This window comes from Pseudomonas sp. ATCC 43928 (assembly GCF_005938665.2).
In the GTDB taxonomy this organism is placed as follows: Bacteria; Pseudomonadota; Gammaproteobacteria; order Pseudomonadales; family Pseudomonadaceae; genus Aquipseudomonas.
Window position 1 is genome coordinate 3,065,235 of sequence record NZ_CP041753.1, and the last position, 19,805, is coordinate 3,085,039.

Below are 19,805 nucleotides of genomic sequence, written 5' to 3' on the forward strand. Positions count from 1 at the left end.
AGCGTTATCGCTCAGCCACCAACAACAACGACTGCGGCACCGGACTTTGCGGGTGCTGCGGCTCCTGCAGGGCGGCCAGCCGAAAACCGGCCATGTCCAGGGCGTTGAGCCAACTGGACAAGGTGCGCGAGTACCACGGCATGGGTTGCCACTGCCCCTTGAACCCGGCGAAGGTCTCTTCCCGCCAACCGTCCTGATAGTTGCCCGCCGCCGCAGTCCACGGATGCAGCGTCTGGATCACCAGCGCGCCGCCGGGGGCGAGCAGGGCGTTCATGGCGGCGAGCAAGGGGATGATGTCCTGGTGCAGCAGGGCGAAGTTGGCGCAGATCAGGTCGTAGTCACTGCCGATGTCCACCTTGGCCTCTACCAACTCGTCATAGCTCGCCAAATGCACCCGCGAAGAGCCCGCCGCCCGTGCTGCTTCGACCAGTGTCGCATCGCCATCCACACCGACCGCCTCGATGGCCCGCTCAGCCAGCGCACGCAACAGCCAGCCCTCGCCGCAGCCCAGGTCGAGCACGCGCTCGGGTTGGCGGCCCAGTATCGCCAGCAGGATTGCCTGGTCGGTGACCTTGAGGCGGCTTTCGATGGTGCCGGTGCGGATAGCCTCGATCCAGGGCTTGGCGTTGTGGTGCCAGCTCTGGAGGAGGGTGGATTCGGGGGCGGGCATTTTGATGTCCAGAGTAATGGGGTGGATGGAAGGATAGGACAAGTGCGGGGCCTTGTTGGGGAAAGAGCTGAACCGGGGCAATTGCAGGGATAAAACTCGTGTGCCTTTGACGGTCTGTCGATTGCTACACACAGTCGTTCGGCATGATCTAAGCTCCTCAAGGTATGACTTTCCGAGCAGGGGTTTCCATGCGAAACACACCTGAAAACAGTCTGAAAATAGCGTTGAAAGCCTGTAGAGACAGCTTTGTTTCTGTTGGCTTTTTCAGCTTTTTCATCAACGCGCTGATGCTCGTTCCTACCTTCTATATGCTTCAGGTGTATGGACGAGTGGTCACCAGCGGAAGTCTGACCACCCTGGCGATGCTGACGCTGATCATGACCGGGTTGGTGGTCACACTCGGTTCCCTGGAATGGGTGCGTTCACGCATCATGGTTCGGGTCAGTACCCGGCTGGATGTGTTGCTGAGTCGCCAGGTCTATAAGGCCAGTTTCAAACGGGCGCTGGAAAGTGGCGGCATGGATGCCTCGGCCCAGTCACTCAACGACTTGACGGGCTTGAGACAGTTTCTCTCCGGTAATGGATTGTTCGCCTTTTTTGATGCGCCCTGGTTGCCTATCTATGTCGCTGTGATGTTCATGTTCCATCCCTGGTATGGCTGGGTAGCGGTGGGCAGTGCGTTGTTGTTGTTATTTCTCGCATTTCTCAATGAGAGGTTGACGGGGCCGGCACTTGCCCAGGCCAACAAGGAACATATCAGCGCGACGCTCCACACCACGAAAAATCTGCGCAACGCTGAAGTCATCGAGTCCATGGGCATGCTTGAAACCCTGATGGACCGGTGGGGGCGTCGCCAAAGACATGTCCTGATGCTGCAGTCCGGGGCGAGTGATAGAGGTGGCATCATCAGCACGCTTTCCAGGTCCTTCCGGATCCTGGTGCAATCGCTGATCCTGGGGCTGGGGGCGTACCTGACCGTGGATCACCAGGTGGGGCCAGGCATGGTGTTTGCCGGGTCCGTGCTGCTAGGGCGCGCATTGGCTCCCATCGATCTGATCATTGGCAGCTGGAAGGGCTTTATTGCGGCCCGCTCGCAGTACCGCCGTCTCAACGACATCCTCGATAAACAGCTGGCTCAGCCCGAGCGTATGTCATTGCCTGCGCCTCAGGGGCATGTGCAGGTGGAGAATCTGATCGTTGCGGCACCTGGCTCGAAAACCCCGATCATCAAAAATATGAGTTTCAGCGTACCTGCCGGCAGCATTATCGGAATCATCGGTCCAAGTGCGGCGGGCAAGTCCACCCTGGCCAGGGCACTGATGGGAGTATGGGCGCCGCAGCATGGGGTGGTCCGGCTTGATGGCGCAGACATCAGCGCGTGGGACAAACATGAACTTGGGCCGTACATAGGCTACTTGCCCCAGGACATTGAATTATTCGAAGGCAGCGTCAGCGAGAACATTGCCCGCTTCGCCGAGGTCGACTCCGAGAAAGTCGTTCTGGCGGCCAAGTCCGCCGGGGTTCACGAAATGATTCTGCTGTTGCCCGATGGCTATGACACCGTCATTGGCAGCGATGGCGTCATGCTGTCGGGAGGGCAGCGCCAACGCATCGGCCTGGCCCGTGCCCTGTATGGCAACCCGCGGCTGATTATCCTCGACGAGCCCAATTCCAATCTCGACGAAGTCGGTGATCGTGCCCTGGCGGTGGCCATCCAGCAGCTCAAGCTGACAGGTGCAACCGTTTTTGTGATTACCCACCGAACCAACATTGTGTCCCAACTTGACCGGCTGATGGTGATGAGTGATGGCGCCATCAGTCTCTATGGACCACGCGAACAAGTGCTGGCCGAACTCGCGCAGCGGGCACAAAAGCACGCCACGCAAGCAGGCGCAAGCGTGGCTTCGGTGGCTACTCGCAAGGGTGATGCCGATGAACAGTACGATGCTCAGTCGTCAAACAGATAACTTCGCCGACCTGGCGGTCTCTGATCGAAAGATCCGTCGCCTGGGTTTTGGCATTTTATTGATGACCTTCGGGGTGTTCGGCACCTGGGCGGCGGTCGCACCGATCGATGGCGCGGCTTACGCGCCTGGTGTGGTCACCGTGCAGGCTTATCGGAAAACGGTACAACACCTCGAAGGTGGCATCGTCAAAGAGGTGTTGGCCCATGACGGTGACATCGTCAAGCAGGATGACCCGCTGATTATTCTCGATGATGCCCAGCTGCGATCCGAATACGAGATGACCCGAAGCCAGCTCATTGCCGCCAGAGCCATGGAGGCAAGACTCAAGGCTGAGCGGGACAATCTGCCAGTCATTGGCTTTGACGTCATGACCGATGCCGACAGTCTGCGAGGTGCCGAGGCGCGCCAGGGCGAGACCCAGGTATTCAACGCACGACGGGGGTCACGGTTGGGCCAGATATCGGTGCTGCAAGAGCGCATTGGTCAGTTGAATCAACAGATCAAGGGGCTGGAGGCGATGATCGGGGTCAAGAGCCAACTGAATAAATCCTACAGCGGTGAAATCGTTGAATTGACAGACATGTTGTCACAAGGGTTCGTCGACAAACAACGCCTGCTTGAGCAGCAGCGCAAGCTTGAAATGGTCAAGTCCGAATTGGCCGACCATCGTTCGACCATCACCAGGACGCGCCTGCAGATCAATGAAACACAGCTGCAGATTCTACAAGTCGATAAAGACTTCAATGCCGATGTCGCCAAACAATTGGCCGATGTCCAGACCAAAATCTACGACCTGCAAGAGAAGGCTTCCGCCCTGGAAGACCGGCTCAGCCATATCATCATCCGCGCACCCGAATCGGGCATGGTGATCGGCATGACGGTGCACACGATTGGCGGCGTCGTGCGCTCGGCGACGCCTTTGCTGGACATCGTTCCCTCGGTTTCTGAACTGGTCATAGAGGCCCAGGTGGCGCCGGTCGATATCGATCGCATCGCCATCGGCAAGCGTGCCGATATCCGTTTCGGCGCGTTCAACAGTGCGACCACGCCGGTGATCCAGGGCGAGGTCATCAGTGTCTCGGCGGACCGGCTGGTCAACGAAAAGACCGGGACTCCCTATTACCTGGCGCGGGTCCGGGTCACCGAAGCCGGCGTGCGCGCCTTGGGTGATCGCAAATTACTGCCAGGGATGCCTGCGGACGTGTTGATCATCACGGGGCAACGCACGCTGTTGCAATACCTTCTGCAGCCGGCCCGCAATGTCATCTCTCAAGCGTTGATCGAGGAGTGATCATGCGAGCGTCGACAGTTCTGCTGGGCGGGGCGTTCATGTTTGCCGCGGGTGCCGTTCTGGCGCAAACCACTGAAGCAAAGCCGACCGGGGTCAGTGCCTCGACTTACTCCACTGATCTCATGCAGTTGTACCGCGAGGCCCGGCTGGAAGACCCGCGAGTGTTGGCCTCGTATGCGCGAGCGAAGGCGGGCGAGGAACATCAGCGCGAGGCCCTGGGCTCGCTGTTACCACAGGTATCGCTCAACGCCGGGCAGAACCGGATTCATCAGGAGAGCGACCTGGTGCAGCGCAGTTACGACAGCGAAATCTACAGCCTGGTGCTGCGTCAGTACCTCTACAACAAGGCCGCGTGGGAGAACTACCAAAGATTCAAAAGCCTGGCCAAGCAAACCGAATCAGAAGCGCAGGAGGCCCAGGCCGAGGCTACAGTGGATCTCGCCCAGCGTTACTTCGCCGCATTGGCGGCCGAGGATGAACTGGAGTTGGTAAAGGCGGAGCGTCAAACCACGCAAAAGAGCCTGGACAGGGTCAATGCGTTGTACGAAAAGCAGCTGGCAATGATTACCGATCAGCTCGACCTCAAGGCCCGGGTCGATTTGCTGGCGGCGCAGGAACTGGATGCCCAGAACCAGGCCAGTATCACTCGCGAGGCATTGGCGGAGATCGTCGGCCGGCCAGTCAAGGAGAAGCTCAACCGGATTCGCGATGACGTGCAACTACAGGTGTCGACGCAGAGTCTTGAAACGTGGGTTCGCGAGGGTATAGCGCAAAACCCGGCGCTCAAGGCCAACGAAAGTGGTGTCGAGGCCGCAGGCGCTGCGTTGCGCGGCGGCAAGGGCGGACACTATCCGACCGTGAGCCTGTCTCTGAGCGCGCAACAGACCAACGAGGGCTACAACAACTCCCTGGCGCCGCGTACCGACAGTTATGTCGCCGGTATTGGCGTGCAAGTGCCGATATACAGCGGTGGTTCAACCTCGGCGCGGGTGCGGGGGCTCTACCAGGATCAGATTGTGGCGGAGCAGCAACTGGAAGCAGTCCAGCGCCAGGTGGTCAAGGAGATCACCACCGCTTACCTGACGGCCAACTCGAGCGCAGAAAAGATCAGTGCGAGCCGGCATGCCCTGGCCTCGGCACAGCTGTCCAGAGTGGCGGCAGAGAAAGGACTCAGTTACGGAATGGTCAATGCCGTCGATGTACTGACCAGTGTACGCAACGAATTCCGGGCTCGTCGTGATCTGCTCAAGACCCAATACGACTTCGTCACCAATGTCTTCACGCTCAATCGCTGGGCGGGCAAGCCGCCTGTCGAGAGTGTCGAAAACGTCAATGCCTGGCTGAGCCCCCGCAGCTCCAGCCAAAAACTCACATCCCCCTGAACTTGCCAGCAATACCGCCGTTGTAGACCCTCCACGCCAGGCTGGTTTTTCAGTGCCTGCCCACGGCCTGGGGCCGGCTTTTGGGTGGCTCGGCGAGGTGGGTTTCGCCGATAAATTGACGCTGGTTTTATTGTCGTGCTTTTCTGCACGCCACTCGTCGGTTAATTGACGATTTTGATCGGGGCAGACTTCAGCCGCAGGTCGCCGGTGGCGAGCCTAAGACCTTGATTTTCTAGGGGAGATGGCACCGTTGGGAACATCAGCCGGGCTATCCGCATGAGGCTGAGTCGACGACTGGCGGATGGCTGGGCTGGCAGCGCGCCGAGCTGGCCTAGACTCAGTTGAGCGGTTCGCAGGAGCACTTCATCAAGCGCAAACTATTGATGATTATTCCTATTTTTGTTGTTTCGATGGCTTTTGCCCGGCTTCTGGGAACGTCCGCAATCCCTGCCGGTGCAACGGGTGGAAGTGTCCCCCAGGGTTAATACCCGGGCGGGCACTGTCAAGGCCTGTCGGCGCTCGTATCTGTCCGTCAATCGTGAAGGACAGGTGAATGAGCTGCTGATCCAGGAAGGCCAACGGGTGGAGGCCATCGTTCATTTTTCAAGGGAGTCAGGACGGTAATGACGACCCAAATAAAACCAATAAGCGTGATGCTGATCGACTGTCGTCCTCTTGTTCTTATGGGCCTTCAAGACTTGATCAATGCCCGCAAGCCTCAGATGGAAGTGAGCGGGCAGGCCACCACCTATACCAAAGCGCTGGATCTTGCCGATCAGTTGCGTCCCGATGTCATTTTTTTCAGTTTCTTTCCGGATGCGCTGAACCCATTGGCGGTCGTCGCGGGGCTCGCCCGCAGCGCCGAAATGAAAGTCCTGGTGCTCAAGAGCCTGTACGAAACCGTCCCTGTTGCCCAGGCGATAGAGGCGGGCGCACGCGGCGTCGTGCTGGCGGAAGACCCGACGGAATCGATCATCCGAGCCATCATCCAGGTCCACCATCGCGACATCGGGCTGGATAGAGCCTGGGTCGGTGGGCTTTCCGACTATGCCGCGACCGGGCATATACCTTTGAAATGCAATTCGGAGCAGGCGAAACAGGCGCGGCTGACGCTGCGTGAAAAGGAACTGATTCGCGCCATCGTGGGGGATCCGTCTGCCAAATACATGTGCATCGCCGGGCGCCTGGGTATCAGCGAGCACACCGTGCACAATCACCTCAGTAACATTTATCAAAAGCTTAATCTCGTTAACCGGATCGACTTGCTGATATACGCACAGAAGCACGGGCTCACCAACAACGAAGAACCGCCCGAGTCCACTTGGGTGCAACTGCGCTGAATTTCTTCGGGGCGCCCAGCCGTCACTGTGTCGCCGTTCGTGAGCCTCATATCAGACCTGTAAGGCATGCGAGGGTGGTTTCTCACCACCCTCGCATTCTTTTACGCGTGCGCTTCCTCAGGCGCTGCCATGGACAATGTCGGTATTCAGGAGATCGACCCCGACCAAGGTGATGGTCGTGATTTGTCCGCCCGTTTCGGCAATCGTCACGACGCTGTTAGCGCCGCTGTTGTCGATCGACTGGACAACGGAGCTTTGGTCGCCGTTGAGCACCAGCGTGTCGCGCAGCCCTGCGCTCGCATCGAAGCCGGTGACCTGGTACTTGTTCTGGGTGAATGACAAGTCGACGTTGAAGGCATCCCGCACACCGGCCGTGCCAGCCAGCGTGAAGTCGAAGGTGGTGCCCAAGTCGTTGGCGAACAGGTTGGCGTTGAAACCACTCGTCGCCGAGTCCCCATCCTTGTCCGTCAGCGTCGCGTTGAACGCCAGCTTGATATCACTGGCCATGTTCTCGGTCTGCTGAATGAACTGGATCACCGGGATCTTGACATCGCCTCGGCCCATCGTGAGCTGAACCGCGTCAATCAGCAGCGAGCCTTCCTTTTGAACGAGGAAGGACACTTGTCCGCCGGCTTCTGGCGTCAGAGTGTTCACCTCGGTGAGGGCCGAAAACGTGCCATTCTCGTAGTAGATCCGGTAGTACAGGTCCTCGGTCGCCGTGTTGTACCCCCCCACGGAGTTGTCGATGAAAATCTTCATCCCCGTCAGCAGGCTTTCCGGATTGATCACGAAACTTTCATCGGCGGAGCTGATGGCCGCCAGGCTGTCTCCCTGGAGAAGGTTATTGCCGACGCCGATGCCGGACGTGCTGACGTTCATGGCCGCCGGGTCGATGTACGACGGCAGCGGGGTGGTCTGTAGCTGGGCTTCGGTGGGGTCGGGTTTACCGACCCCGATACCGGGAAGGATGTCCGAAGGCGACGCCGTTGCCTTGGCGGAAAAGAACACAATCTCCTCGGATGGCGAAGGAATCGTCGGCGGATTCTGCGCCGGGATCAGCAAGGTGCGCACCGGATCCGGGCCGCCGGCACTGAGCGAGCCGTCGGCACTGCTGAGCACGATCGTCGAACTGAAGCCTTGCACCAGGTCCAGTGTGTAGCTGCCATTGGTGTAGGCGGTCAGCGTGTAGTCGACGCTGGTATTTGCCGTGGAGGCGTTGTTGTCGAAATCGCCGGTCAACGTGCCTGCGAAATGGTAGGCGCCGTTGGCATCCGGTGAGGGTGACTGCTCGGTGAGCGTGCCGGTGCCGGTGGTGGTCGTGTTGTCTGGCCGGACGAGGGTGAATTGGTTATTCACCAACGAAATATCCAGCCCGGTTGCACCCAGCCCGTCGGCTCCGTTCGAGTGATCCCAGTACCCTGTTTGTGGAAGGATACTACCGGTCCCGATCAGGTTGCCGAAGGCAAGTGTAGGGCCGTCGTCCTTGAACACCAGGTTCTGCCCTATGTTCAGGGTCGCCTGGGCGCTGTCGCCGTCCCCATCGGTCTTGGTCGCTATCAGCGTCACCAGGTTGTCCGCCGACAGCGTCGTCGAATCATCGGGATTGCTGGCGTTGGGATGCACCACGGCACGGAGCTGGTCGAGGGTGACGTCGCCATTGGCGGCGACGCTGGCCGTGAACACCAGCAAGTTGCTGGTGGCCGTGCGGCCTTCGACCACGCCGCCGTTGAGCGACAGGTTCACCGCCTGGCCGCTGGCCGTGTCGGTCAGCCCGGAGGCCCCCACCACCACGCCCAGCGCATAGGTCAGCGTGCCGGCGCCATCGGCGCCAAACGCGGAGGTGAAGTTAGCCGCGAAGCTCTTGGTATCGTTGGTCGCCAGCACCGTCTCGTCGACCGTCAGTGTCGGCTCCGTGCCGGTGGTGCTGATGCTCGGTCCGTCGTCCTTGAACACCAGGTTTTGTCCGATGTTCAGGCTCGCCTGGGCGCTGTCGCCGTCCTTATCGGTCTTGGTCGCCGTCAGGGTTACCAGGTTGTCCGCGGTCAGGGTCTTCGAATCATCGGGATTGGTCGTGACGGGATGCACCACGGCCCGGAGTTGGTCGAGGGTGACGTCGCCGTTGGCGGCCACGCTGACCGTGAATACCAGATCGTTGCTAATCGCCGTGTGGCCTTCGACCACGCCACCGTTGAGCGACAAGTTGACCGCCTGGCCCGTGGCCGTGTCCACCAGCCCGGAACCGCCCGCGACCACGCCCAGCGCATAGGTCAGGGTACCGGCACCGTCAGCGCCAAACGCCGAGGTGAAGTTAGCCGCGAAGCTCTTGGTATCGTTGGTCGCCAGTACCGTTTCGTCGACCGTCAGGATTGGCTCGGTGCCGGTGGTGCTGATGCTGGGGGCGTCATCCTTGAATACCAGGTTCTGGCCGATGTTGAGCGTTGCCTGGGCGCTGTCGCCATCACCATCGGTCTTGGTTGCTGTCAGCGTGACCAAAGTGTCCGCAGTCAGGGTCTTCGAATCATCCGGATTGGTCGCGTCGGGATGCACCACGGCGCGGATCTGGTCGAGGGTGACGTCGCCATTGGCGGCGACGCTGACCGTGAACACCAGCAGGTTGCTGGTGGCCGTGCGACCTTCGACCACTGCGCCGTTGAGCGACAGGTTCACCGCTTCACCGGTGGCCGTATCGGTCAGCCCTGAGCCTCCCGCGACCACGCCCAGGGCATAGGTCAGCGTGCCGGCGCCATCGGCGCCAAACGATGAGGTGAAGTTGGCGGCAAAGCTCTTGGTATCGTTGGTCGCCAGCACCGTTTCGTCGACCGTCAGCGTTGGCTCGGTGCCGGTGGTGCTGATGCTTGGCCCGTCATCCTTGAACACCAGGTTCTGGCCGATGTTGAGGGTGGCCTGGGCGATGTCGCCGTCCTTGTCGGTCTTGGTCGCCGTCAGGGTCACCAGATCGTCCGAGGTCAGGCTCGTCGAGTCATCGGGATTGGTCGTGACGGAATGCACCACAGCGCGGATCTGGTCGAGGGTGACGTCGCCATTAGCGGCGACACTGACCGTGAACACCAGGTCGTTGCTAATCGCCGTGTGGCCTTCCACCACGCCGCCGTTGAGCGACAGGTTGACTGCCTGGCCCGTGGCCGTATCCGTCAGCCCGGAGCCGCCCGCGACCACGCCCAGCGCATAGGTCAGGGTGCCGGCACCGTCGGCGCCAAACGCCGAGGTGAAGTTGGCGGCAAAGCTCTTGGTATCGTTGGTCGCCAGTACCGTTTCGTCCACTGTCAGCGTCGGTTCTGTACCGGTGGTGCTGATACTTGGCCCGTCGTCCTTGAACACCAGGTTCTGGCCGATGTTGAGGGTGGCCTGGGCGCTGTCGCCGTCCTTATCGGTCTTGGTCGCTGTGAGCGTCACCAGGCTGTCCGAAGTCAGCGTTTTCGAATCATCCGGATTGCTTGCGTCGGAATGCACCACGGCCCGGAGTTGGTCGAGGGTGACGTCACCGTTGGCGGCGACGCTGACCGTGAATACCAGATCGTTGCTCGTCGCCGTGCGGCCTTCCACTACGCCGCCGTTAACCGACAAATTCACCGCTTGGCCGGTGGCGGTGTCGGTCAGCCCGGAGCCACCCGCCACCACGCCCAGGGCATAGGTCAGCGTACCCGCACCGTCAGCGCCAAACGCCGAGGTGAAGTTGGCGGCAAAGCTCTTGGTATCGTTGGTCGCCAGCACCGTCTCATCGACCGTCAGTGTCGGCTCGGTGCCGGTGGTGCTGATGCTCGGCCCGTCGTCCTTGAACACCAGGTTCTGGCCGATGTTGAGGGTGGCCTGGGCGCTGTCGCCGTCCTTGTCGGTTTTGGTTGCCGTCAGGGTCACCAGATTGTCCGCGGTCAGCGTTTTCGAATCATCGGGATTGGTGGTATCGGGATGCACCACGGCCCGGATCTGGTCCAGGGTGACGTCACCGTTGGCGGCGACACTGACGGTGAACACCAGCAGGTTGGTGGTGGCCGTGTGGCCTTCCACCACGCCGCCATTGAGCGACAGGTTCACCGCCTCGCCCGTGGCTGTGTCCACCAGCCCTGAGGCTCCCACCACCACGCCCAGCGCATAAGTCAGGGTGCCGGCTCCATCAGCGCCATACGCCGAGGTGAAGTTAGCGGCAAAGTTCTGGGTGGCGTTGGTCGCCAGCACCGTTTCGTCGACTGTCAGCGTTGGCTCGGTGCCGGTGGTGCTGATGCTGGGGGCGTCATCCTTGAACACCAGGTTCTGCCCGATATTGAGGGTGGCATGGACGCTGTCGCCGTCCCCATCGGTCTTGGTCGCCGTCAGTGTCACCAGGCTGTCCGAGGTCAGGGTCTTCGAATCATCGGGATTGGTCGCGTCGGGATGCACCACGGCGCGGATCTGGTCGAGGGTGACGTCGCCATTGGCGGCGACGCTGACGGTGAACACCAGCAGGTTGCTGGTGGCGGTGCGGCCTTCGACCACGGTGCCGTTGAGCGACAGGTTGACTGCCTCACCGGTGGCCGTGTCGGTCAGCCCGGAGCCACCCGCGACCACGCCCAGGGCATAGGTCAGCGTGCCCGCACCGTCAGCGCCAAACGCCGACGTGAAGTTGGCGGCAAAGCTCTTGGTATCGTTGGTCGCCAGTACCGTTTCGTCCACCGTCAGGGTCGGTTCCGTGCCGGTGGTGCTGATGCTCGGCCCATCATCCTCGAAGATCATCTTGGAGCCGATTTCGGCGGTTGAGGTGCTGGACTGCAGCACCTTGAAGCCGCCAATGTCGAAGTCAGCGTGCGTCTTGTCGCCGCTCTTGTCGGTCAGCAACCCGGCGTTCTCGATCATCACGCGGTTGTGGTCGGTCGCCGTGCTGTAGGTGATCTGCGAATCGGTCGGAACGCCGGTGATCAGCACCGTGCCGTCGGCGTTGTAGGTGATGACGGCGGTGCTGACGGTGGCGCCCGCGAACGTCTTCACGGTGACACTGCCGTTAATGATCGCGACCTTTTCGGTGCTGTCGTTGGCGTAGCTGTTGATGAAGTTGACGCCGCTCTGCGACCCGCTGATGTTGTCGGCGTTCTTGACGGCGGTGAGCAAGAGCTTCGCGGTGGTGCCGCCGGTCTCCTGCACGACCTTGAAGGTCGCGGAGCGGGCGCCGAAGTACTGGGTGAAGTCGATGTTCGCTTCGACGCCCGCTTCGCCCGGGCTCAGGTTGGGGATCGTGAAGTCCGCCTTGGCACCGGTGACGAAGCTGAAGCGCAGGCCTTCCTGTTCGGTGATCGCCTGGTTGTTGGTGCCCAGGGTTGTGCTGCCGCCGCCCTGGCTGCTGTTGACCGTGTCGGCGCTGGTGATGGCAGCACTGCTTGCCGACTGATCCAGCGGATCCCTGCCGGTGACGACGATCGAGACGCCGGGAATCCGGCCGTTCGCATCGGCCGTCGCGCCCGCGGTCGTGAACATCAGGAACAACTGCTGGCCCGACGGCGCATTGGCCAGACTGAATTCCGCGTCCTGACCGGCTCCGATGAACACCTTATTCAGCAGATTGACCGCATCGTCGGGGTTCGTCGCATCTGGATGCTTGAGCGGTTGGTACTCCACGGTCCAGATTTTGCCGCCCGACAGCGGCGACCCGGTTTCTTCGATATAGGCTGCGAACACGATTGCGCCGGTTGCGCTCCCGGCTCGGCCCACCAGGATGTTGTCGTTGCTCGTATCGGTATAGAGAAGGATGCTGGTGCCATTGAGGGTATCCAGTCCGCTGTCCACGCCATTGAGCAGTGCGCCAGTGCTGTCGACGAAGCTGATATTGGTAATGGTTGCTCCGGGGTCAGCGCTGACGCTGAACGCATTGCTGCCGGTATTGCCCACGGCGCCGGTATAGCCACTCAAGGCCGCACCCGTTGCGGTACCTGCACCCAGTGCGGTCAAACGGGTAGAGAAAGTCGAGGGCAGGGACGCCAACGGAATGTCGTTGTCATCAGCGTCTCCCGCGGGGCTTGGCGTGGCGGTGAGGTTCTGTAGCCCGGCCGTTTCGTCCAGCGTAACGTTCGCGCCGGAGGCCACGACGCTCAGCGCGTTGGTCGTAATCGACGTTGTCAGCGATGGGTCGAGGGTCGAAGTGTAGAGGGAAGTCGGATCGCCCGGCAGCGATGAATTTTGCTCGACAATAGTCATAACTTGTTCCTGGGGTAGTTGCGGTCATCGAGGCCTGACCGTTGACCATTGGTCGCAACTATGGAGAAGCACCGGGGATTGCACATCAGCCGAAACTCCCACGCGGGCTGGGAGTTTCAGACTAGTCGTCCTCGTCGCAGGCCTGGCCGCAGGGGGCCAGTGTTCAAGGCTTGTGGTGCTAGAGCGCTCACAACGAATGCGATCCGTGCGGATCTGATATTGGCACTGCAAAAAAATGCGAGGGTGGTTTCCACCACCCTCGCATCCTTTCACGCACGCGCTGCCTCAGGCGCTGCCATGGACAATGTCGGTATTCAGAACATCAACCCCGACCAAGGTGATGGTCGTGACTTGTCCGCCCGTTTCGGCAACCGTCACGACGCTGTTGGCGCCGCTGTTGTCGATCGACTGGACAACGGCGTTCTGGTCGCCGTTGAGCACCAGCGTGTCGCGCAGCCCTGCGCTCGCATCGAAGCCGGTGATCTGGTACTTGTTCTGGGTGAGTGACAAATCGATGTTGAAGGCATCCCGCTCACCACTCGTGCCCACCAGCGTGAAGTCGAAGGTGGTGCCCAGGTCGTTGGCGAACAGGTTGGCGTCGAACGTGCTCGTCGCCGAGTCCCCATCCTTGTCTGTCAGCGTCGCGTTGAACGCCAGCTTGACATCGCTGGCCAGGCTCTCGGTCTCATGAGTGAACTCGATCGTCGGGATCTTAATCTCGCCTCGGCCCATCGTGAGCTGAACAGCGTCGATCAACTTCGTGCCCTGCTGCTGAATGAGGAAGGACACCTGTCCACCGGCCTCCGGTGTCACGGTGTTCACCTCGATCAGGTTCGAGAACGTGCCATCCTCGTAGAAGGCCCTGTAGTACAGGTCCTCGGTCGCCGTGTCGTAACCCCCCACGGAGTTGTCGATGAAGACCTTCATGCTCGTCAGCAGGCTTTCCGGGTTGATCACGAAGCTTTCATCGGCATTGCTGATGGCCGCCAGGTTGTCTCCCTGGAACAGGTTATTGGCGATGCCGATGCCGGACGTGCTGACGTTCATGGCCCTCGGGTCGATGTACGACGGCAGGGGGTTGGTCTGTAGCTGGGCTTCGGTGGGGTCGGGGGCTCCAAGCCCGATACCGGTCAGGATGTCCGCAGTCGACGCCGTTGCTTTCGCGGAAAAGAACACAATCTCCTCAGATGGCGAAGGAATCGTCGGCGGATTCTGCGGTGGGATCAGCAAGGTGCGCACCGGATCCGGGCCGCCGGCAGTGAGCGAGCCGTCGGCACTGCTGAGCACGATCTCGGAACTGAAGCCTTGCACCAGGTCCAGGGCATAAGTGCCATTGGCAAAGGCGGTCAGCGTGTAGTCAACGCTGGTATTCGCGGTGGCGGCGTTGTTGTCGAAATCACCGGTCAACGTCCCTGCGAAGTGGAACGCGCCATTGACATCCGGCGAAGGCGATTGCTCGGTGAGCGTGCCGGTGCCGGTGGTGGTCGTGTTGTCTGGCCTGACGAGAGTGAATTGGTTATTCACCAACGAAATATCCAGACCGGTTGCCCCCAGTCCGTCGGCTCCGGTTGAATGATCCCAGTATCCCTGTTGTGGAAGGATGCTACCGGTGCCGATCAGATTGCCGAAGGCAAGTGTAGGGCCGTCGTCCTGGAACACCAGGTTCTGGCCGATGTTGAGCGTGGCATGGGCGCTGTCGCCGTCTCCATCGGTTTTGGTCGCCGTCAGGGTTACCAGATTGTCCGAGGACAGACTCGTCGAATCATTCGGATTGGTTGGATCGGGATGCACCACGGCCCGTTGCTGGTCGAGGGTGACGTCACCGTTGGCGGCCACGCTGACGGTGAACACCAGCAGGTGGGTATTGGCTGTGCGGCCTTCCACCACGCTGCCGTTGAGCGACAGGTTGACCGCCTCACCGGTGGCCGTGTCGGTCAGCCCGGAGGCACCCGCCACCACGCCCAGCGCATAGGTCAGCGTGCCGGCGCCATCGGCGCCATACGCCGAGGTGAAGTTGGCCGCAAAGCTCTGGGTGGCGTCGGTGGTCAGTACCGTTTCGTCAACCGTCAGGGTTGGCTCCGTGCCGGTGGTGCTGATGCTTGGCCCGTCGTCCTTGAACACCAGGTTCTGGCCGATGTTCAGTGTTGCATGGGCACTGTCGCCATCTTTGTCGGTGATGGTGGCGGTCAGGGTCACCAGATTGTCCGAGGTCAGCGTCTTCGAATCATCCGGATTGGTTGGGTCTGGATGCACTATGGCCCGTTGCTGGTCGAGAGTGACGTCACCGTTGGCGGCCACACTGACGGTGAACACCAGCAGGTTGGTGATGGCCGTGCGGCCTTCGACCACGCTGCCGTTGAGCGACAGGTTGACCGCTTCACCGGTGGCCGTATCGGTCAGCCCGGAGCCGCCCGCTACCACACCCAGTGCATAGGTCAGCGTGCCGGCCCCATCGGCGCCAAATGCCGAACTGAAGTTGGCGGTAAAGCTCTGGGTGTCGTTGGTGGCCAGCACCGTTTCGTCGACCGTCAGGACTGGCTCCGTGCCGGTGGTGCTGATGCTCGGTCCGTCGTCCTTGAACACCAGGTTCTGCCCGATGTTGAGGGTGGCATGGGCACTGTCGCCGTCCTTGTCGGTGATGGTGGCGGTCAGGGTTACCAGATTGTCCGAGGTCAACGTCTTCGAATCATCCGGATTGGTTGGGTCGGGATGTACCACGGCGCGGATCTGATCGAGGGTAACGTCACCATTGGCGGCGACGCTGACGGTGAATACCAGATCGTTGCTAATCGCCGTGCGGCCTTCCACGACTGTACCGTTAAGCGACAAATTCACCGCTTGGCCGGTAGCGGTATCGGTCAGCCCGGAACCGCCCGCGACCACGCCCAGTGCATAGGTCAGCGTACCCGCACCGTCAGCGCCAAACGCCGAGCTGAAGTTGGCGGTAAAGCTCTGGGTGTCGTTGGTCGCCAGCACCGTTTCGTCCACTGTCAGCGTTGGCTCCGTGCCGGTGGTGCTGATGCTCGGTCCGTCATCCTTGAACACTAGGTTCTGGCCGATGTTGAGGGTGGCATGGGCACTGTCGCCGTCCTTGTCGGTGATGGTGGCGGTCAGGGTCACCAGATTATCCGAGGTCAGCGTCTTCGAATCATCCGGATTGGTTGGGTCGGGATGTACCATGGCGCGGAGCTGATCGAGGGTAACGTCACCATTGGCGGCGACGCTGACGGTGAATACCAGATCGTTGCTAATCGCCGTGCGGCCTTCCACGACTGTACCGTTAAGCGACAAATTCACCGCTTGGCCGGTAGCGGTATCGGTCAGCCCGGAACCGCCCGCGACCACGCCCAGTGCATAGGTCAGCGTACCCGCACCGTCAGCGCCAAACGCCGAGCTGAAGTTGGCGGTAAAGCTCTGGGTGTCGTTGGTCGCCAGCACTGTTTCATCGACCGTCAGGATTGGCTCCGTGCCAGTGGTGCTGATGCTGGGTCCGTCATCCTTGAACACAAGGTTTTGGCCGATGTTCAGCGTGGCATGGGCACTGTCGCCGTCCTTGTCGGTGATGGTGGCGGTCAGGGTCACCAGATTGTCCGAGGTCAGACTGGTCGAATCATCCGGATTGGTTGGGTCGGGATGCACCACGGCCCGTTGCTGGTCGAGGGTGACGTCACCATTGGCGGCGACACTGACGGTAAACACCAACAGGTTGGTGGTGGCCGTTCGGCCTTCCACTACGCTGCCGTTGAGTGACAGGTTCACCGCTTCACCGGTGGCTGTATCCGTCAGTCCCGACGGGCCGGCAGTCACGCCCAGCGCATAGGTCAGCGTGCCCGCACCGTCGGCGCCAAATGCCGAGCTGAAGTTAGCCGCGAAGCTCTGGGTGGCGTCGGTGGTCAGTACCGTTTCATCGACCGTCAGGGTTGGCTCCGTGCCGGTGGTGCTGATGCTGGGTCCATCGTCCTTGAACACCAGGTTCTGGCCGATGTTCAGCGTGGCATGAGCGCTGTCGCCGTCCTTGTCGGTGATGGTGGCGGTCAGGGTCACCAGATTGTCCGAGGTCAGACTGGTCGAATCATCCGGATTGGTTGGGTCGGGATGCACCACGGCCCGTTGCTGGTCGAGGGTGACGTCACCGTTGGCAGCAACGCTGACCGTGAATACCAACAGGTTGGTGGTGGCCGTTCGGCCTTCCACTACGCTGCCGTTGAGCGACAGGTTGACTGCCTCACCAGTGGCCGTATCGGTCAGCCCGGAGGCACCGGCTACCACGCCCAGTGCATAGGTCAGCGTACCCGCACCGTCGGCGCCAAACGCCGAGGTGAAGTTGGCGGCGAGGTTCTGGGTGGCGTCGGTCGTCAACACCGTTTCGTCGACCGTCAGCGTTGGCTCGCTGCCGGTGGTGCTGATGCTTGGCCCGTCATCCTTGAACACCAGGTTCTGGCCGATGTTCAGCGTGGCATGGGCACTGTCGCCGTCCTTGTCGGTGATGGTGGCGGTCAGGGTCACCAGGTTATCCGAGGTCAGACTCGTCGAATCATCCGGATTGGTCGCGTCGGGATGCACTACGGCCCGTTGCTGGTCGAGGGTGACGTCACCATTGGCAGCAACGCTGACCGTGAATACCAACAGGTTGGTGGTGGCCGTGCGGCCTTCGACTACGGTGCCGTTGAGCGACAGGTTGACTGCCTCACCAGTGGCCGTATCGGTCAGCCCGGAGGCACCGGCTACCACGCCCAGTGCATAGGTCAGCGTTCCCGCACCGTCGGCGCCAAACGCCGAGGTGAAGTTGGCGGTGAAGTTCTGGGTGGCGTCGGTCGTCAACACCGTTTCGTCGACCGTCAGCGTTGGCTCGCTGCCGGTGGTGCTGATGCTCGGTCCGTCGTCCTTGAACACCAGGTTCTGGCCGATGTTCAGCGTGGCATGGGCACTGTCGCCGTCCTTGTCGGTGATGGTAGCGGTCAACGTCACCAGATTGTCCGAGGTCAGGCTCGTTGAATCATCCGGATTGGTCGCGTCGGGATGCACCACGGCCCGCAGCTGGTCGAGGGTGACGTCACCGTTGGCGGCGACGCTGACCGTGAACACCAGCAGGTTGGTGGTGGCCGTGCGGCCTTCCACGACGGTGCCGTTGAGCGACAGGTTGACGGCCTCACCGGTGGCGGTATCGGTCAGTCCGGAGCCGCCCGCGACCACGCCCAGCGCGTAGGTCAATGTGCCCGCGCCATCAGCGCCAAACGCCGAGCTGAAGTTGGCGGCAAAATTCTGGGTGGCGTCGGTGGTCAGCACCGTTTCGTCCACGATCAGCGTTGGTTCCGTGCCGGCCGCACTGACGCTCGGCCCGTCGTCTTCGAAGATCATCTTGGAGCCGATTTCGGCGATCGAGGTGGAGGCTTGGCGCAGCGAGAAGCCGCCGATATCAAAATCGGCGTGGTTATCGCCTCTGGCGTCGAGGGCCGCGCCGTTCTCGATGAGTACGCGGTTGTGATCCGATGTCGTGGTGTATTCAATCTGGTAGCCGGCTTTAATGCCGGTGAGTGTTGCAACCCCACCCGTAAAGCTGATGGTGATGGTCGGATCATTCACCGAACCGTCGGAATTTTCGATCACCAGCCCGGTACTATTGTTGATGACTTGAACATTGGTGATGGCAACCGGCGTGTCATTCGCATAGCCGTTGACGAAATTCGCGCCAGGTTCAGCTGCGGTGTTGAATGCGCTGATTTTTACCACCGCACTCTTGCCGCTTTGCAACTGCACGATGTCAAAATTGGCCGATGTCGAATTGTAGACACCGGTAAAGTCGATGTTGGATTCAACATCGGCTTCGGTCTGGCTAAGGTTGGGAACGGTCACATCCTGCCGGGCACCCGTGACGAACGAAAAGCGGATACCTTCCTGTTCCGTAATCATCTGGTTATTGGTGCCGATGGTGGTCGGGCCACCGCCCTGGCTGGTATTGATCGTGTCGCCAGTGTTTATGTTGGCGCCACTTGACTGGTCTGCGGGGTCCTTACCGGTGGCGATGATGGAGGGATCGGTGATCCGTGTGACACCATTGATAACTTCAGTTGTCGGGTTCGCTTTCGTGAACATCAGGAAGAGGTTCTGACCGGAGGGCGCACCGGCCAGGCTGAATCCCAGGTCCTGACTGACTCCGACGAACACCTTATCCTGCAGATTGAGCGAATCATCGGGGTTCGTCGCATCTGGATGCTTGAGCGGTTGGTATTCCACGGTCCAGATCTTGGCGCCCGAGACTGGCGATCCGGTTTCTTCAATATAGGCCGCGAACACGATCGCGCCATCTGCGGCCCCGGCTCGGCCCACAACGATGTTGTTGTCGTTCGTATCGGTATAGAGAAGGATGCTGGTGCCATCGAGAGTATCCAGCCCGCTGTCCACGCCATTGAGCGGTGCGCCAGCGCTGTCGACGAATCTGATATCGGTAACGCCGGACGGGTCGGTGAGGGTGAATGCATTGCTGCCCGTGTTGCCCGCGGCACCGGTATAGCCGCTCAAGGCCGCACCCGTTGCGGTACCTGCACCTAGTGCGGTCAAACGGGTAGAGAAGGCCGAGGGCAGGGAGGCCACCAGAATGTCGTTGTCGTCAGCGTCTCCCGCGGGGCTTGGCGTGGCGGTGAGGTTCTGCAGCCCGGCCGTTTCGTCCAGCGTAACGTTTGCGCCGGGCGTCACGCTCAGGGCGTTGGCTGTAATCGACGTTAAGTTGAGGGAGGTCGGATCGCTCGTTAGCGATGAGTTTTGCTCGCGAATAGTCATGACGTTCTCCTGAGCAATTACGGTCATCGAGGCCTGACCATTGACCTCTGCAACTATGACTAATCGCCGGGGATTGCACATCGGCCGATACTCCCATGCGGGATAGGAGTTTCGGCCTAGCTGTCCTCGTTGGTGGCCTGCTGCATGTCGTTCTCGTTGTTTTCTGCCGTGTTTAAGCCTTGTGGTGTTTGAGAACCC

Annotated in this window: 7 protein-coding genes; 4 read left to right on the forward strand and 3 right to left on the reverse strand. The window is 60.8% G+C overall.

Annotated features, from left to right (window positions below):
• Positions 1–4 precede the first annotated feature (4 nt).
• Positions 5–670: a bifunctional 2-polyprenyl-6-hydroxyphenol methylase/3-demethylubiquinol 3-O-methyltransferase UbiG gene (locus FFH90_RS14170; protein WP_111454961.1), complete on the reverse strand. Its 666-nt coding sequence runs from the start codon at positions 668–670 to the stop codon at positions 5–7.
• Positions 671–858: 188 nt separating this feature from the next.
• Here FFH90_RS14170 and FFH90_RS14175 point away from each other — a divergent pair, with 188 nt between their 5' ends.
• The 4 genes from FFH90_RS14175 (at position 859) to FFH90_RS14195 (ending at position 6,650) form a co-directional block, all read left to right on the forward strand.
• Positions 859–2,637 (forward strand): type I secretion system permease/ATPase, encoded by a 1,779-nt coding sequence (locus tag FFH90_RS14175; RefSeq protein WP_111454962.1) that lies wholly within the window; start codon positions 859–861, stop codon positions 2,635–2,637.
• Positions 2,615–3,928 (forward strand): HlyD family type I secretion periplasmic adaptor subunit, encoded by a 1,314-nt coding sequence (locus FFH90_RS14180; protein ID WP_018927963.1) that lies wholly within the window; start codon positions 2,615–2,617, stop codon positions 3,926–3,928. The genes FFH90_RS14175 and FFH90_RS14180 overlap by 23 nt, the downstream gene beginning before the upstream one ends.
• A gap of 2 nt (positions 3,929–3,930) precedes the next feature.
• Complete coding sequence (locus FFH90_RS14185) at positions 3,931–5,310, forward strand: TolC family outer membrane protein (protein ID WP_018927964.1); 1,380 nt, start codon at positions 3,931–3,933, stop codon at positions 5,308–5,310.
• A gap of 623 nt (positions 5,311–5,933) precedes the next feature.
• Positions 5,934–6,650, forward strand: a complete 717-nt coding sequence (locus FFH90_RS14195; protein WP_026286568.1) for a LuxR C-terminal-related transcriptional regulator — start codon at positions 5,934–5,936, stop codon at positions 6,648–6,650.
• Between the two features lie 117 nt (positions 6,651–6,767).
• Here FFH90_RS14195 and FFH90_RS14200 read toward each other — a convergent pair whose 3' ends face one another.
• Positions 6,768–12,830, reverse strand: a complete 6,063-nt coding sequence (locus FFH90_RS14200) for a DUF5801 repeats-in-toxin domain-containing protein (RefSeq protein ID WP_138867393.1) — start codon at positions 12,828–12,830, stop codon at positions 6,768–6,770.
• A 285-nt stretch (positions 12,831–13,115) separates the two neighbouring features.
• The gene (locus FFH90_RS14205) at positions 13,116–19,607 is read right to left on the reverse strand and encodes a DUF5801 repeats-in-toxin domain-containing protein (RefSeq protein ID WP_138867394.1); all 6,492 of its coding nucleotides are present in this window, start codon (positions 19,605–19,607) and stop codon (positions 13,116–13,118) included.
• Positions 19,608–19,805: the final 198 nt, after the last annotated feature.

What these genes read in the sequence shown, in the direction of transcription:
- FFH90_RS14170 (WP_111454961.1), bottom strand. Translation starts at nt 670, where the DNA reads ATGCCCGCCCCCGAATCCACCCTCCTCCAGAGCTGGCACCACAACGCC.
- FFH90_RS14175 (WP_111454962.1), top strand. Translation starts at nt 859, where the DNA reads ATGCGAAACACACCTGAAAACAGTCTGAAAATAGCGTTGAAAGCCTGT.
- FFH90_RS14180 (WP_018927963.1), top strand. Translation starts at nt 2,615, where the DNA reads ATGCTCAGTCGTCAAACAGATAACTTCGCCGACCTGGCGGTCTCTGAT.
- FFH90_RS14185 (WP_018927964.1), top strand. Translation starts at nt 3,931, where the DNA reads ATGCGAGCGTCGACAGTTCTGCTGGGCGGGGCGTTCATGTTTGCCGCG.
- FFH90_RS14195 (WP_026286568.1), top strand. Translation starts at nt 5,934, where the DNA reads ATGACGACCCAAATAAAACCAATAAGCGTGATGCTGATCGACTGTCGT.
- FFH90_RS14200 (WP_138867393.1), bottom strand. Translation starts at nt 12,830, where the DNA reads ATGACTATTGTCGAGCAAAATTCATCGCTGCCGGGCGATCCGACTTCC.
- FFH90_RS14205 (WP_138867394.1), bottom strand. Translation starts at nt 19,607, where the DNA reads ATGACTATTCGCGAGCAAAACTCATCGCTAACGAGCGATCCGACCTCC.